The sequence below is a fragment of the Synechocystis sp. CACIAM 05 genome, assembly GCF_010222815.1.
Classification (GTDB): Bacteria; Cyanobacteriota; Cyanobacteriia; order Cyanobacteriales; family Microcystaceae; genus Synechocystis.
Map to the genome: position 1 here is coordinate 3,479,152 of NZ_CP019225.1, position 15,882 is coordinate 3,495,033.

Genomic DNA, 15,882 nt, shown 5'->3' on the forward strand with positions numbered 1-15,882 from the left:
GCCGAGGTAACGGTGATTGAATTTCGGGAAAGTTTGAAAATGGCCACTAGTATGTTGCTGGCCAATAAGCTCCGCAGTAGTTTGACCATGTTGGGCATTGTCATTGGCAATGCGTCCGTGGTGGCCATGTTGGGCATTGGCCAGGGAGCCCAGGAGTTGGCCACTTCCCAATTGGAAGATTTAGGCCCCAATGTGTTGTTTGTGTTGCCCGGTTCCCAACGTAACCGTCGGGCTAGTTTCAATTTACCGAAAACTTTGGTTTTGAGTGACGCCGAGGCGATCGCCGGTCAGGTGCCCAGTGTGGCCGGGGTGGCCCCCGAAATTAACCGGAGGTTACTGGTGTCCCATCGGAACCTCAACACCAATGCCACTGTGGTGGGCACTACCCCCGAATATCCCGCCATCCGTAATTTTTCCGTGGCCCAGGGACGCTTTCTCAACATTTTGGACCTGGAACGTCATCGCCGGGTGGCCGTGCTGGGCAGTGAAATTGCCGATCGCCTCTATCAAACCCAAACCCCCCTCGGTCAGAATATCCGCATCAACAATATTACTTTTGAAGTCATCGGTGTGATGGAAACTAAGGGGTCTTCCTTGGGCAGTAATCAAGATGAATTTATTTTTATTCCCCTAGACACCATGGTGGCCCAACTGGTGGGGCGGACTTCCCCCTACGGCATTGAATTGAGTTGGATCAATGTGAAGGCTAAGGATAGTGACTCGGTGGGGGCGGCCACTTTCCAAATGGAAAATCTCCTGCGTCTACGCCACAATATCAAAAATGGGGAGGATGACTTTGGCGTTAGTTCTGCCAAACAAATGCTAGATATTGTCAACACTATCACCGGGGGGCTGACCATTCTCCTGGCGGCGATCGCCGGTATTTCCCTGATTGTGGGGGGCATTGGCGTGATGAACATTATGTTGGTGTCCGTAACAGAACGTACCCAGGAAATTGGCCTGCGCAAGGCCCTCGGAGCCGGAGAACAGGACATCCTCAGTCAGTTTCTCATTGAGGCAGTGATCGTTTCCGCCAGTGGTGGGGTAATTGGCGTCGTCTTGGGCATGGCCATTGTGGCGATCGTTGGTGCCCTCTCCCCTCTGATTACAGTTATCTCCCCTGTCGCCGTGGTGGTTTCTCTCACCATTTCTGGCAGTATTGGTCTATTTTTTGGTGTTGTTCCCGCCCGTCAAGCAGCTAAATTAGACCCCATTGTCGCCCTGCGTAATGCTTAGGAGAACCGATTAGTCGTCTCTGGCTATTGAACTGGTGGGAAAATAATGCTTTGTACTCCTGCGAAAATCCTATCCTAAGCCAAGGAAATACTGCGGGTGCAAGCCCAATTACTAGGCAGAGTGGAGGGCCAACCCATGCGGATTGCTTCGGGACAAATGGTGGTAACGGTTAGCTGACAATCGATCAACTGAAAACCCTCTTTTTCACACTGCTTCAAGCTCTGCTTGAGAATGGAATCATTCTTAAATTCGATGGTGCGATTACATTGCACACAGACCACATGGTGATGGTGATGGGGGGAAGCCTGTTGCAATTCATAGTGCTTGTGCCCCTCTGCCAATTCCAACTCCCGCAGAATGCCCATGCGGGACATCAACTTAACACTGCGATAAACTGTGGAAAGGCTAATCTTTTCCCTTTCTTCTTCCAGACGATGGTGTAACTCCTCGGCACTGAGATGTTCCCCCTCCGGCAAATTTTGAAAAATGGTGAGGATTTTTTCCCGCTGGGGAGTCAGTCGCCAACCACGGGCATTAAGTTCGGCTTTGAGGGAATCGGCGGTGTAGGACATGTTCTATGGGGGCGCTTAGAAGCAGTCTGGGCGATGGGATCCATCATAGTCCCTTGGCTCAGCAGTTGCAATAGTGGAATCTTATTGAGAATAGATCCTAGAAAAAGTTTTATTTATCTTCCCCCGTCTGAAAATCTGAACCATGCGACCTTCCGCCCTTATTCCCCCCCAGCGTTATTTTGCCTACCTAACATGGACCGATATTGAAGCTCTGCCGGATAAGGACAAAACCATTATTATTCAGCCCCTGGGTTCCATTGAACAGCATGGCCCCCATTTACCATTGGTGGTGGATGCAGCCATTTCTGAGGGGGTTTTGGGCAAGGCGTTGCAAACTTTAGGGGCGGAAATTCCGGCCTACGTGCTCCCAACTTTGTACTATGGCAAATCCAATGAACATATGGGTTTCCCCGGGGTAATCACCCTCAGCGCAGAAACTTTGTTGGTTATTCTCAAGGAAGTGGCGGCGAGCTTGTATCAATCGGGCTTCCGTAAATGGATTTTGCTCAACTCCCACGGGGGCCAAATTCAGGTGTTGGAAATTGCCGCTCGGGATCTGCACCAGATTTATCCAGATTTACAAATTTTCCCCTTTTTTACTTGGCGGATGCCCCATTGTGCGGCGGATTTACTCACTCCCAAAGAGATGACCCACGGTATCCATGCGGGGGATGGGGAAACCAGCTTAATGATGGCCCTCTGGCCTGAACTGGTGCGGGAAGATCGTTTAGTAAAGGAATTTCCCCAGGGTATTCCTGCCGACGGAGAACTGCTAAGCATGGAAGGGAGTTTGCCCTTTGCTTGGTTAACCAAAGAAGTGAGTCGCAGTGGGGTGATGGGGGATGCCACCGTAGCCACCAAAGAGAAGGGAGAAGTTTTACTAGATTGTTTGGCCGATGGTTGTCGTCAGGCGATCGAGGCGGTGTACCATTTCCAACCTCCTAGTCTGAATAGGAAAGGTTAGAGCAGACGAAACTCCTGGGGGATAATGGGGGATGGAAAAATTACCAAGAGGAGAAGGCAATGGCCCGTTTAGCCCTGCTGAGTGTGTCCGACAAAAGTGGCATTGTGGAACTGGCCCAACGGCTAGTGAATGAATTTCAGTTTGACCTGATCAGTAGTGGTGGTACTGCCAAAACCCTCAAAGAAGCTGGGGTTCCTGTCACCAAGGTGAGTGATTACACCGGGGCGCCGGAAATTTTGGGTGGACGGGTCAAAACGTTGCATCCCCGCATCCATGGGGGGATTTTGGCCCGGCGGGATTTGCCCAGTGACCAAGCGGATTTAGAAGCTAACGATATTCGTCCGTTAGATCTGGTGGTGGTTAACCTTTATCCCTTTGAGCAAACCATTACTAAACCGGGGGTCACCGTTGCCGAAGCAGTGGAACAAATTGATATTGGTGGCCCGGCCATGATTAGAGCCACCGCCAAAAACTTTGCCCATACCACCGTCCTCACCAATCCCGACCAGTACGAAGCCTATCTCCAGGCCCTGCAGGAACAGGGGGAAATTCCCTTAGCTTTGCGCCAACAATTTGCCGGGGAAGCCTTTGCCCTCACCAATGCCTACGACCAGGCGATCGCCAACTATTTCAGTGGTTTAAGTGGGGACAGTGCAAACCAATTTGGCCTTAGCGGTACATTGCGGCAACCGTTGCGGTATGGGGAAAATCCCCACCAAAGTGCAGGTTGGTATCAAACCGGGCGGGAAGCTACCGGCTGGGCTAAGGCGGAGAAACTCCAGGGCAAGGAACTGAGCTATAACAATTTGGTGGATTTGGAAGCAGCCCGGCGCATTATCAACGAATTCGAAGCCAGGGAACCGGCGGCGGTAATTTTAAAACACACCAATCCCTGCGGCGTGGCCTTGGCTCCAACCCTGGTGGAAGCTTACCAAAAAGCCTTTAATGCCGATGCCACTTCTGCTTTTGGGGGCATTGTCGCCCTGAACCAACCCCTGGATGGCCCCACGGCGGCGGCCATGGTCAAAACCTTTTTGGAATGTATTGTGGCCCCCGGTTGCGATGCTGAAGCCCGGGAAATTTTAGCCAAGAAAAACAATCTGCGGGTCTTGATTCTCCCCGATCTGACCACCGGCCCCAGCCAAACCATTAAGGCGATCGCCGGGGGATTTTTAGTACAGTCAGCGGATGATGAACGGGAAGATCCCAGCACTTGGCAGGTGGTGACGGAAAAACAACCCAGTGCAGAAGAATTGGCGGAGCTAGCCTTTGCCTGGAAAGTGTGCAAACACGTTAAATCCAACGCCATCACCATCACCAAAAATAAAACCACCTTGGGGGTGGGAGCAGGACAAATGAATCGAGTCGGCTCGGTGGAAATTGCCCTTAAACAAGCGGGCACAGAAGCCCAGGGAGCTTGCCTGGCCAGTGATGCGTTCTTTCCCTTTGATGATTCCGTCCGCACCGCCGCCGCCGCCGGCATTACCACCATCATCCAACCGGGGGGGTCCATGCGGGACCAGGATTCCATCCAAGCGGCCAACGGATTGGGCTTAGTGATGATTTTCACCGGGGTGCGCCATTTCCTCCACTAGAGAGCAGGGTAAAAGTCCCCTAGCTTCTCAACTTTGAAGTTGGGGGAAACTGACAAACTTTAAAATCCCCTAGTTTTAGCCGCTCGCTGGAAACCCGAATTAATTTTTAGCAAAACTTTTCCAGGGTTGGCCAATGCTAACCTCAATTGTTGGCAGACTGTTTACCCAACCCAGCTTTTTAGGCCCCAACCCATTACCAAACCCAAGCCACCAAAGCGGATGATTTGCCAAAACACGTCCCCCATTAAGCCCCGCCGTAGACCATCCCAAAACATTTTCTGCAACTGGCGATCGGTCAATAGTTCACTTTCTAGTTCCAGGGACAACGCCTCCAATTCCGAGCGAATGCGGGCCAGTTCCTGCTCCAATTCAGCCTGGGCTTCTCCCTGGAGCCTGGCTTCCACATCAGTACGATATTCTTGGATTTGTTGTTGCTTAGCCCTTTGGGACTGAACTTCGTCGTAACGAGTCTGCAATTTTTGCAAAGACTGGGTCAGGGCAGCCAGAGCCAAGCCGAAATTGCTATCACTATCTCCGTTCGGTGCGACAAAAGTTTCTTCCATAGCAAATTAGGACGGGTCAGAGTTGGGAATAGTCCCTAGGGTTGTACGGAAGCGATGACAGTGCGGTGTCGAGGGCTATTAAGTTGGATGGTCACCCGATCAAAACCAGCGGATAGTAATTCCTGCTCCACATCCAAAGCAAAATACTGGTCCATGAACGGTTCCGTACTTTTGAGCAGGGTCATAATATGGGGTGGCATAGTCAGATAAGCCTGGGAACGGGGATTCATATCCATAAAAGTGAAATGACCGCCCGTTTTCACTAAACGCCGAGCCTCCCGGAAAATTCGCCTGGTGGGTTCCTGGGGCATTTCATGGAACAGCAAAAAAGCGGAAACTAGGTCAAAAGTCTGGGCTTTTAATCCAGTGGCCTCTGGTAGGGCATGAACCCAATTGATATCGGTTTCCCTTTCTCTGCCATGGTGATGGGCAAGGGTGACGTAATAGGGGGAGAAATCTAGCCCAGTTAATTTTGCTTCTGGGTAGCAGGCTTGCAAGGTAAAGCTACTCAAGCCCACAGTGCAATGCAAATCAAGGATAGTTTGGGGAGCTTGGGGCAATTGGGCCAACAAAACATTGTGGTAACTACGTCGTAACTCGGCATCCCCTTGGGCTCCTGCTTCTGGGTAAAGACTGGAATGGACAGCGTTGGCCGCCACTTCAAATTCAAAGGCCGCATCCCAACACATGTGCCCCTGGTCGTAGCCGTGGAAGGAGGCGTTGTAATAATCGGGGTAGGTTAAATTTTCATCCACCACCGATCGCCAATGGCTTTGCCAGTCCTGCTGTTGATAATTTTTTACTGTTTCCCGCCAGGGGATCCCCAATCTTTCTGCCCGTTTGATCATCATGGAGCGGGCTTGCCATTTGGCCACGTTCCACAGGGGCTTGACGGCCAATAAACCATTGACGACCTGGCTCATGGCGGTGGGGGCAGGGGTGGCGGTGCTGACAGTCATGGAATGCTTTAATGGGACTAGGGAAAATTGTCGCTGAAAAATCCAAACCTGTCTAGGCATGGGTATCAAGCGGCGATCGCCTGGGGCAGTTTCGGTGTTGAACCATGACCGGTAAACAGTTACACCAGTTGATTGTGAATAAATGGGGTTATTCCTTCGATGTGCAATTGCGACGCATCAAAGACCGCATTTTTCTACAGATTATGTGGCGGTACCTAGAACAGGCTTCCTTTCCCCTCTCGGAAGAGGATTATTTCGCTAATCTAGAGGCGATCGCCCAGTATCTCCAGGCCTGGGGAGGGGGGGAGCAGGTGCAACAGTTCATTGCCCAAACAAAAGAAAAACCCCGCCTAGGCAAAGCAGTTAGTATTCCCCTGGAACTTGGGGCCAGGGCCGCAGAATGGTTTATTTGAAAGCTGGACAAGCTAGGAGCATAGGGCATTGCTATGGTTACCCCACTCAAACTACTCAACAATCGCTACAGAATTATTGAAACCCTGGGCAGGGGAGGATTTGGGGAAACTTTTTTGGCCCAGGACACCCACATGCCCTCCGCCCGGAAGTGTGTGATCAAGCACCTCAAACCAGTGCTGGAAAATCCAGAAATTCCCTCATGGTTAAGGGAAAGATTCCACCGCGAGGCCGCCACCCTAGAGGAGTTGGGGGAGAACCATCCCCAGATTCCCCAACTGTATGCCTATTTCAGTGAAGGGGAAGATTTTTACCTGGTGCAAGAGTGGATTCCCGGGCTGACCCTCACCCAAGCCCACGCCAAAAAGGGTAATTTTTCCAGTACAGCGGTGGAGGAATTATTGCTGGGGATTTTGCCTGTGTTGGAGTTTATCCATCAACGGCGCATTATCCACCGGGACATTAAGCCCGACAATATTATCCTGCGGGAAGCTGATGGTAAGCCTATTCTGATCGATTTCGGCATCATCAAAGAAACCATGGGCACGTTGGTTAATCCCGATGGCCGTAGTGCCTATTCTGTGGCGTTGGGTACCCCCGGTTACATGGCTTCGGAGCAAGCCGCTGGACGGCCAGTTTTTTCCAGCGATCTGTACAGTTTGGGACTAACGGCTATTTTTTTGCTCACCGGTAAAACCCCCCAATATCTAACCAGTGACAGCCGCACCGGAGAAATCCTTTGGCGACAGGGGGCTCCCCAAGTCAGTCCTACCCTAGCTAAGGTCATAGACCAAGCAGTGCGCTACCATCCCCGGGAAAGATTTAATTCCGCCACCGCCATGGCCCAGGCCCTCCAGGGTGATTTCAGGAGTGTACCCATGACCAAAGGCGATCGCCAGGGAAACACCGTTGCTAATGGCAAGACCAAATCTAATCACCAACCTACGGCCCCAACCCTAGTGGTGGGCACTCCCTACAACGCCAACGACACTCAAGCCACCAAGGTTTACACTCAAGAGTTTACCGGATATACCGAAACCCCGGAGGGTTCGCCATTGATGAAATGGGTTGTTATGCCCCTTGTCGTACTGCTAGTGATTGGCGGCGGCATGGCGGCGGGATTTTGGGTTACCAGTCAACGGCGCAATAATCCTCCCCCGGCGGTGGAAGAACCCACAGAGGAAACCCCCACTCCCCTGCCCTCTCTGGAACCCCGGCCAGATTTATTTGAAACTCCTAGCCCTATTCCCACTCCAGCAACCCCTAGCCCGGAACCCACCCCCAGCCCCAGTCCCAGCCCGGAAACCACCTCTAGTCCAACAGAGGATACGATCACTCCCATGGAGCCGGAACCCAGTTTGGACGAACCTGCCCCTATTCCTGAACCCAAACCCAGTCCATCCCCCACCATCAGTCCTCAACCATCACCCACTATTTCCATTCCTGTTACCCCAGCCCCTGTACCAAAACCTAGTCCTTCTCCCAAGCCCACTGTTCCTCCCCAGATTTCCCCTACTCCCCAGCCCAGCAATACGGTGCCTGTGATCCCCCCACCGGAAAATCCCAGTGCCGAGACTGAGCCCAATCTGCCGGCTCCCCCAGTAGGGGAAAAGCCCATCGACCCCGGACAAAATTAGGGATTTATACTAAAAATAGAAACTTTGGGTGAGCTAAGACCTAGCTGCGTATTTATTTGTCTATTTAGTTCTGTCATTAGTTAGCCAACATTAAGCCGAGGAGAGGCCCAGTGAAATTATCCAGCAAAAATTTAGATGCCCGTCTCGACACGGTTTACGATGCCATCGTTTTAGGGGGAGGCATGGGGGGTTTGTCCGCCGCCATCTATTTAGCCCGCTATGGACTGAAATGTCTGGTGGTGGAAAAAGGTCGGGGCCGATCCTTCTGGATGCAGGATTTACGCAACTATGTGGGGCTAGATCCCGATACACCGGGGCGGGACATCATCACCCACAGCACCCAACAGGCTCTCCATTGGGGCGCAGATTTGTTGCGGGGTTATGTGGAAGGTGTAACCGATGAGGGAGATACCCTTGCCGTGAAGGTGAAAGTGGGTAAGAAAGATAGTCTTTATCCGATTTTTCGGACTAAATATGTCATCGCCGCCACGGGCATTATCGACAATCTACCCCAGTTGGAGGATATGCAAAATGTTTATGACTATGCCGGTTACACTCTGCACGTTTGCATGATTTGTGACGGGTTTGATATGTGGGATCAAAAGGCTGTGTTGATTGCGGGCACCGAAGGACAAATTAATGCTGCCTTTGTTTTGAATTGGTTTACGCCCTACATTACTGTTTTGACCCATGGGCTTTGCACTGTCGGTGATGAAATGAAAGCTAAGTTAGCAGACCACGGTTATCCTCTCCACGAAGCGGCGATCGCCAAATTTTTGGGAGAAGACCACAAAATGAGTGGGGTGGAATTGGTGGACGGCACTGTGGTGGAAGCCACAACGGGTTTGATCAACATGGGTTCTGTGTACCATAACCATTACCTCAAGGGCATTGAAGGTTTGGAATGGGATGGGGAAAATTTGGTCACCAATGACATGGCCCAAACCAGCGATCCCCGTATCTTTGCCCTGGGGGATTTGAAAAAAGGTTTAAACCAGGTGTCCGTAGCGGTGGCCGATGGCACCCTGGCCGCTACCCAAATTTGGCGCAACATTCGCCGGGCCAGTGAACCCCGCAAATGGATTCATTAAATGAATTATTGGCCAATAAAGTTAGTGGACTTTCGCCCTTGTCCATCGGGAAACCAAGTTTGACGGGCTGTCTTTTGACCCTTGGGCGTTATTCTGACTAGGATGGGGGGCATTCTTTTAGCAGAAATTTACTAAGTTTCCCCATGTCCACGGAAAACCCCATCGAAACCAAGTCACCGGAAAACAATCAGTCTTTAGACTGCAGCAGCCCGGATCCTTCCCGTAAATGGTACCAAGCCCGCCTATTTTCCTTTGGCATTACTCCAACGGGTTATGTGGCAGTGGGGGTAGCTCCCATGGGGGTAGTGGCCATTGGCATTGTGCCCATGGGGGTGATTTCCGTTGGCATGGTAGGTATGGGGGCGATCGCCGCTGGATTTGTCACCATGGGAATGGTGGCGTTTGGCGAAGTAAATATGTCCTATTTCGGTGGTCACAAAGGAGGCAAGGGCCATGGTGCAGTACCTACCCAGGAAATGCCCATGACCGATAAGCCCATGGAAAAACCCATGGAGCACAGCAATCACTAAGGCTAGAATTGGGGAAACTCCTTCACCCCAGTCACCCCAGATTTTATGATTTCCTCCCTGTTCTCCGGTGGTTTAACCCTCACTCTAGCCCTTGCGCCTGTGGGGGCAGTCACAGTCGAACCGACTCAAATTATTCGAGCTAATTCCCCTACTCTGCAAGCCCAGGCGATCGACCTCAACGAAGTACAACGACAACTGGAGCAAAATCCCCAACTTATCCAACAGGCAGAGCAGTTACTAAGGGAAAATCCTGATCTGGTGATTAAAACCATGGAGCAGATATTGAGGAATAATCCCACCATCATTCAGGAAATCCAAGCCATGCCAGGGCTGATGAATGAGATGGCCCGCCAGGCGGCTGGCATTGTTGATTATTTACAAAAAAATCCTGAATTGTTTCGCCAATTAGAACAAATGATGGTGGTACCCCAATAGGAAGTGGAAATTTCGTTGGTGTCAAAGTCAAAATGGGAGAATGATTATTTGAACCATGGTGTCTGCGAGAAAAGATCTATGATGGGGGTTTATTGTTGAACGGTTAGCCATGTCCTTCGTCGGTCTCCATATCCACAGCGACTATAGCCTCCTGGATGGGGCTTCCCAATTACCCGCCTTGATTGACCGGGCCATTGAACTGGGTATGCCGGCGATCGCCTTAACGGACCATGGGGTGATGTATGGGGCGGTGGAATTGCTGAAAGTCTGCCGGGGCAAACCGATTAAACCCATCATTGGCAATGAAATGTATGTGATAAATGGTGACATTGAAATTAATAAGCGTCACCGTCGTTTCCATCAGGTAATTTTAGCGAAGAATAATCAGGGTTACAGAAATTTAGTTAAACTCACCACCATTTCTAACTTGAAAGGTATTCAAGGCAGCGGCATTTTTGCTCGACCTTGTATTAACAAAGAGCTGCTAGAACAATACAAAGAAGGGTTGATAGTTACCAGTGCTTGTCTGGGGGGTGAAGTGCCCCAAGCAATTTTAAAAGGAGATTTAGACCATGCCCGCCAAGTAGCTAAATGGTATAAGAATTTATTTGGCGATGACTACTATTTGGAAATCCAAGACCATGGTTCTGTGGAGGACCGTTTAGTTAATATTAACTTGGTCAAAATTGCCCAGGAATTAGACATTAAAATTGTTGCCACCAACGATTCCCATTTTATCTCCTGCAACGATGTGGAGGCCCATGATGCCCTCCTTTGTATTCAAACGGGTAAGTTAATTACTGAAGAAAAAAGATTGCGCTACAGCGGCACAGAATATCTCAAATCCGCCGAAGAAATGCATTTGCTTTTTCGAGATCATTTGCCGGACGATATCATCGAAACGGCGATCGCCAACACTCTGGAAGTAGCCGATAAAGTTGAAGCCTACAGCATTCTAGGGGAACCCCGCATTCCCCATTATCCCATTCCCCCCAACCATACCCCTGAAACCTATGTGGAAGATATTGCCTGGGATGGTCTGTTAGAAAGGTTGAAATGTCGAGAAAGGGCTGATATTCCTCCGGTGTACAAAGAACGCCTGGAATATGAATTAAGAATGTTAGAAAAAATGGGTTTTTGCACCTATTTTCTTGTAGTTTGGGATTACATTAAATATGCCCGAGATCATGGCATTCCCGTAGGACCAGGGCGAGGCTCAGCAGCGGGATCTTTAGTGGCCTATTGCATGAAAATCACCAACATTGATCCAGTACATCATGGACTAATTTTTGAGCGCTTTTTGAACCCAGAACGGAAATCTATGCCCGATGTAGATACGGATTTTTGTATTGATCGCCGCGATGAAATGATTGAGTATGTTACCCAAAAGTATGGGGAAGATAAGGTTGCCCAAATTATTACCTTTAACCGCATGACTTCCAAAGCAGTGCTTAAGGATGTGGCGAGGGTCTTGGATATTCCCTATGCAGAATCGGACAAAATGGCCAAAATGATCCCTGTTTCTAGGGGTAAACCGGCCAAATTAAAGGTGATGATTTCCGACCAAACTCCGGAGCCCCAATTTAAAGCTCGCTATGATAATGAACCTTGGGTAAAAAAATGGATCGATATGGCCATTCGCATTGAAGGAACGAACAAAACCTTCGGTGTCCATGCCGCTGGGGTGGTAATTTCCTCCGAACCTTTGGATCAAATTGTGCCGTTGCAAAAGAATAATGATGGGGCAGTAATTACCCAATATTACATGGAAGATGTGGAAGCCATGGGTCTATTGAAAATGGACTTTTTAGGCTTGAAAAATCTGACTACCCTACAGCGAGCGGTGGAGTTAGTCGCAGAAACAAAAGGTATCGAACTAGATTTGGACGACTTACCTTTACAGGAACGAAAAGCCCTACAAATTCGTGTCCGCACCGGTTCAAAAAAGTTACCCGACGACGTTAAAAAGACTCACAAATTACTGGAAGCAGGGGATTTAGAGGGAATTTTTCAATTGGAATCCCAGGGCATGAAACAGATTGTACGGGATTTAAAACCATCTGGCATTGAAGATATTTCATCTATTCTAGCTTTGTACCGCCCTGGACCATTGGATGCAGGACTAATTCCTATTTTCATTAACCGTAAACACGGCCGGGAAGAAATTTCCTATCAGCATAAACTTTTAGAACCCATTCTCAACGAAACCTATGGAGTTCTCGTGTACCAAGAGCAGATCATGAAAATGGCTCAGGATTTAGCTGATTATTCCCTAGGAGAAGCGGATTTGTTGCGGCGGGCGATGGGTAAAAAGAAAGCTGAAGAAATGCAAAAACATCGGGCGAAATTTGTCGATGGTTCCACTAAACATGGAGTGCCTTCCCGCATCGCGGAAAATTTGTTTGACCAGATGGTTAAGTTTGCGGAATATTGCCTCAGTTTTGACACCGAAATTTTAACCGTTGAATACGGCCCATTACCCATTGGTAAAATTGTGAGTGAAGAAATTAATTGTTCTGTGTATAGCGTTGATCCGGAAGGGAGAGTTTATACCCAGGCGATCGCCCAATGGCATGACCGGGGAGAGCAAGAAGTATTTGAATATGAATTGGAAGATGGTTCAGTGCTCCGAGCCACCCCTGACCACCGCTTTTTAACCAACGATTATCAACTGTTGGCGATCGAAGAAATTTTTGCTAGGCAACTGGAATTGTTGACTTTAGCAAATATTAACCAAACTGAAGAAGCTCTTGACAGCCATCGTCTTCTCTCTCCATTACTTAACGCTGGGAGGATCTAATAGACACTATGTACCAAACTGCGTCCCAATTTGAAGCACAAATGCCCGATCGCCTGACGCATGACTGAGGGTGGGGTCCGCAATTCTAACCGAGGAAAGGATTACAATGTGAAGGCGATTTATTGATCTGATCACACTTCCATTGCCCTGCCCCCCATGACCGACGTCCCCGTTAGCCGCATCCGCAATTTTTCCATCATTGCCCACATTGACCACGGTAAATCCACCTTGGCCGATCGCCTGTTGCAGGTGACAGATACGGTGCAACAACGGGAAATGAAAGAGCAGTTCCTGGACAATATGGATTTGGAGCGGGAGCGGGGCATCACCATCAAGCTCCAGGCCGCCCGCATGAATTACAAGGCTAAGGACGGTCAGGATTACGTACTTAACCTGATTGACACCCCGGGCCATGTGGACTTTTCCTATGAAGTTTCCCGTTCCTTAGCCGCCTGTGAAGGGGCCTTGTTGGTGGTGGATGCCTCCCAGGGGGTGGAAGCCCAGACGTTGGCAAACGTTTACCTAGCGTTGGATAACAATCTAGAAATTATTCCAGTGTTGAACAAAATTGACCTACCCAGTGCGGAGCCAGACCGGGTAGCGGCGGAAATTGAAGAAGTGGTGGGGCTAGATTGTAGTGACATTATCCAAGCTTCTGCCAAAGCTGGCATTGGGGTGAACGACATTTTAGAGGCGATCGTCCAACAGGTTCCCCCCCCAGCGGATACGGTGGATCAACCCCTGCGGGCGTTAATTTTTGACAGTTATTACGATGCTTACCGGGGAGTAGTGGTTTACTTCCGGGTGATGGATGGCCAGGTGAAGAAAGGCGATAAGGTACGCCTAATGGCTTCTGATAAGGAGTATGTCATTGATGAATTGGGAGTTTTATCCCCCACCCAGGTACAGGTGGAAGCGTTACATGCCGGGGAAGTCGGCTATTTTGCGGCGGCCATTAAGGCGGTGGCCGATGCGAGGGTAGGAGATACCATCACCATGGCCAACAGTCCTGCGGCGGAACCGTTACCGGGCTATACCGAAGCTAACCCCATGGTTTTTTGTGGGCTATTCCCCATTGACGCGGATCAATATCCCGATTTAAAAGATGCGTTGGAGAAGCTAAAGCTCAACGATGCAGCCCTGTCCTACGAGCCGGAAACGTCCAGCGCCATGGGATTTGGTTTCCGTTGCGGCTTTTTGGGATTACTGCACATGGAAATTGTCCAAGAGCGGTTGGAACGGGAATATAACCTGGATTTGATTACCACGGCTCCGTCGGTAATTTATCGGGTTACCACCACCGATGAAGAAGTAATTGAAGTGGATAACCCTAGTCTATTGCCCCCCATTCAAAAACGGCTGAAAGTGGAAGAACCGTTCATCAAAGTGGAGATGATCACCCCGGAAACCTATGTGGGCACGTTGATGGAACTGTGCCAAAGTCGGCGGGGGGTGTTCAAGGATATGAAATTTTTTACCCAAACCCGAACTGCTTTAATTTATGAATTACCTTTGGCGGAGGTGGTCACAGACTTTTTCGACCAGTTAAAATCCCGCACCAAGGGCTATGCCAGCATGGAATATCAATTAATTGGTTATCGGGAAAATCCCCTGGTCAAACTGGACATTTTGGTTAACGGTGATGGGGTGGATGCATTGGCCATGATTGTCCACCGGGATAAGGCCTATTACGTTGGCCGGGCCATGGTCAGTAAGTTAAAAGAATTAATTCCCCGCCATCAGTTTAAAGTGCCTATCCAAGCGGCGATCGGGGCCAAGGTCATTGCCAGTGAGCATATTCCTGCCTTGCGTAAGGATGTTTTGGCCAAGTGCTACGGTGGCGACATTTCCCGTAAGAAAAAACTGTTGCAAAAACAAGCCAAAGGGAAAAAACGTATGAAGGCGATCGGGACAGTGGATGTGCCCCAGGAAGCGTTTATGGCGGTGCTGAAGCTAGATCCCCAATAGTTTGGGATAACTATGGCTGACTAACGGTGAGAAATATTCTCCATTGGCGATCGCCAACCCAAGCGGCAACTCTCATAATGGGATAATGGCAATCTTCAGCGCAGGAACATTATGGGCTTACTCGTCAACGGAATTTGGCAGGATCAATGGTACGACACCGAGAGCACAGGGGGGCGATTTGTACGGCAAGACTCCCAATTTCGCCATTGGATTACCCCCGATGGATCGGCGGGGCCCACGGGTAATGCCGGGTTTAAAGCTGAAGCAGGACGCTATCACCTTTACGTTTCTTTGGCCTGTCCATGGGCACACCGTACCCTGATTTTCCGTAAACTTAAGAGTTTAGAAGGGATGATTGATGTTTCCGTTGTCCATTGGTTAATGCGGCAAAAGGGATGGACCTTTGCCCCCGGCCCTGGGATAGTGCCCGATCCGTTATTAAATGCGGAGTATCTTTACCAAATTTATACCCAGGCAGACCCCCAATATAGTGGTCGGGTAACGGTGCCCATACTGTGGGACAAACAAAACCAAACCATTGTTAATAACGAATCGTCGGAAATTATCAGAATTTTCAACAGTGCCTTTGATGGGCTGGGCGCAAAATCTGGGGACTATTATCCCAAAGCTCTCCGTACCCAAATTGATGCCCTCAACGACCGGATTTATCACACCATTAACAATGGCGTTTATAAATGTGGATTTGCCACGACCCAAGCCGCCTATGAAGAGGCGATCGCCCCGTTATTTGAAAGCTTGGATTGGTTAGAAGTAATTTTACAGGGGCATCAATATTTAACAGGGGACGAAATTACGGAAGCGGACTGGCGTTTATTTACCACCTTGATTCGTTTTGATGTGGTCTATGTGGGGCATTTCAAATGTAACTTGCGGCGGATTCAGGACTATCCCAACCTGTGGCGTTATCTACGGGATTTATACCACCAACCTGGCATCGCTGAAACTGTTAATTTTCAACATATCAAGGGCCATTACTACGAAAGTCATTTGAATATTAATCCCACGGGAATCGTACCAATGGGGCCAGCGTTGGATTTATCGTTAGCCTAAATATTGTCTTCGATTATCCTTGTCCCTAGACTAATCTCACCTTGGCTAAT

14 protein-coding genes are annotated in these 15,882 nt (G+C 49.6%); 11 read left to right on the forward strand and 3 right to left on the reverse strand.

Annotated features, from left to right (window positions below; all coding sequences use genetic code 11):
* Positions 1 to 12 precede the first annotated feature (12 nt).
* Positions 13 to 1,236, forward strand: coding sequence for an ABC transporter permease (locus BWK47_RS16295; RefSeq protein ID WP_162329469.1), 1,224 nt, complete (start codon positions 13 to 15; stop codon positions 1,234 to 1,236).
* Positions 1,237 to 1,310: 74 nt separating this feature from the next.
* Here the strand turns inward: BWK47_RS16295 and BWK47_RS16300 are convergent, their stop codons facing one another.
* The gene (locus tag BWK47_RS16300; protein WP_010874339.1) at positions 1,311 to 1,808 is read right to left on the reverse strand and encodes a transcriptional repressor; all 498 of its coding nucleotides are present in this window, start codon (positions 1,806 to 1,808) and stop codon (positions 1,311 to 1,313) included.
* Between the two features lie 142 nt (positions 1,809 to 1,950).
* Between BWK47_RS16300 and BWK47_RS16305 the strand changes: the two genes are divergently transcribed.
* Both BWK47_RS16305 and purH read left to right on the forward strand, forming a co-directional pair.
* Positions 1,951 to 2,772: a creatininase family protein gene (locus BWK47_RS16305; RefSeq protein ID WP_162329470.1), complete on the forward strand. Its 822-nt coding sequence runs from the start codon at positions 1,951 to 1,953 to the stop codon at positions 2,770 to 2,772.
* A gap of 59 nt (positions 2,773 to 2,831) precedes the next feature.
* Complete coding sequence (gene purH / locus BWK47_RS16310; RefSeq protein WP_162329471.1) at positions 2,832 to 4,367, forward strand: bifunctional phosphoribosylaminoimidazolecarboxamide formyltransferase/IMP cyclohydrolase; 1,536 nt, start codon at positions 2,832 to 2,834, stop codon at positions 4,365 to 4,367.
* 161 nt (positions 4,368 to 4,528) lie between these two features.
* On the opposite strand, the gene BWK47_RS16315 is transcribed toward purH, so the two are convergent.
* Both BWK47_RS16315 and BWK47_RS16320 read right to left on the reverse strand, forming a co-directional pair.
* Positions 4,529 to 4,930: a hypothetical protein gene (locus BWK47_RS16315; protein ID WP_162329472.1), complete on the reverse strand. Its 402-nt coding sequence runs from the start codon at positions 4,928 to 4,930 to the stop codon at positions 4,529 to 4,531.
* A 35-nt stretch (positions 4,931 to 4,965) separates the two neighbouring features.
* Positions 4,966 to 5,949, reverse strand: a complete 984-nt coding sequence (locus tag BWK47_RS16320) for a class I SAM-dependent methyltransferase (protein WP_162329473.1) — start codon at positions 5,947 to 5,949, stop codon at positions 4,966 to 4,968.
* A gap of 44 nt (positions 5,950 to 5,993) precedes the next feature.
* Here BWK47_RS16320 and BWK47_RS16325 point away from each other — a divergent pair, with 44 nt between their 5' ends.
* The 8 genes from BWK47_RS16325 (at position 5,994) to BWK47_RS16360 (ending at position 15,832) form a co-directional block, all read left to right on the forward strand.
* Positions 5,994 to 6,302, forward strand: a complete 309-nt coding sequence (locus BWK47_RS16325) for a DUF3067 family protein (protein ID WP_162329474.1) — start codon at positions 5,994 to 5,996, stop codon at positions 6,300 to 6,302.
* Between the two features lie 33 nt (positions 6,303 to 6,335).
* Positions 6,336 to 7,937, forward strand: a complete 1,602-nt coding sequence (gene spkC, locus BWK47_RS16330; RefSeq protein WP_162329475.1) for a serine/threonine-protein kinase SpkC — start codon at positions 6,336 to 6,338, stop codon at positions 7,935 to 7,937.
* A gap of 110 nt (positions 7,938 to 8,047) precedes the next feature.
* Positions 8,048 to 9,028, forward strand: coding sequence for an NAD(P)/FAD-dependent oxidoreductase (locus tag BWK47_RS16335; protein ID WP_162329476.1), 981 nt, complete (start codon positions 8,048 to 8,050; stop codon positions 9,026 to 9,028).
* Positions 9,029 to 9,171: 143 nt separating this feature from the next.
* The gene (locus BWK47_RS16340) at positions 9,172 to 9,558 is read left to right on the forward strand and encodes a hypothetical protein (RefSeq protein ID WP_162329477.1); all 387 of its coding nucleotides are present in this window, start codon (positions 9,172 to 9,174) and stop codon (positions 9,556 to 9,558) included.
* 45 nt (positions 9,559 to 9,603) lie between these two features.
* Positions 9,604 to 9,993 carry a hypothetical protein gene (locus tag BWK47_RS16345; RefSeq protein WP_162329478.1) on the forward strand — a complete coding sequence of 130 codons (390 nt, stop codon included), beginning with the start codon at positions 9,604 to 9,606 and terminating at the stop codon, positions 9,991 to 9,993.
* A gap of 109 nt (positions 9,994 to 10,102) precedes the next feature.
* Positions 10,103 to 12,793: a DNA polymerase III subunit alpha gene (locus tag BWK47_RS16350; RefSeq protein ID WP_162329479.1), complete on the forward strand. Its 2,691-nt coding sequence runs from the start codon at positions 10,103 to 10,105 to the stop codon at positions 12,791 to 12,793.
* 156 nt (positions 12,794 to 12,949) lie between these two features.
* Positions 12,950 to 14,761 carry a translation elongation factor 4 gene (lepA, locus tag BWK47_RS16355; RefSeq protein WP_162329480.1) on the forward strand — a complete coding sequence of 604 codons (1,812 nt, stop codon included), beginning with the start codon at positions 12,950 to 12,952 and terminating at the stop codon, positions 14,759 to 14,761.
* Between the two features lie 111 nt (positions 14,762 to 14,872).
* Complete coding sequence (locus BWK47_RS16360) at positions 14,873 to 15,832, forward strand: glutathione S-transferase family protein (RefSeq protein WP_162329481.1); 960 nt, start codon at positions 14,873 to 14,875, stop codon at positions 15,830 to 15,832.
* Positions 15,833 to 15,882 lie beyond the last annotated feature (50 nt).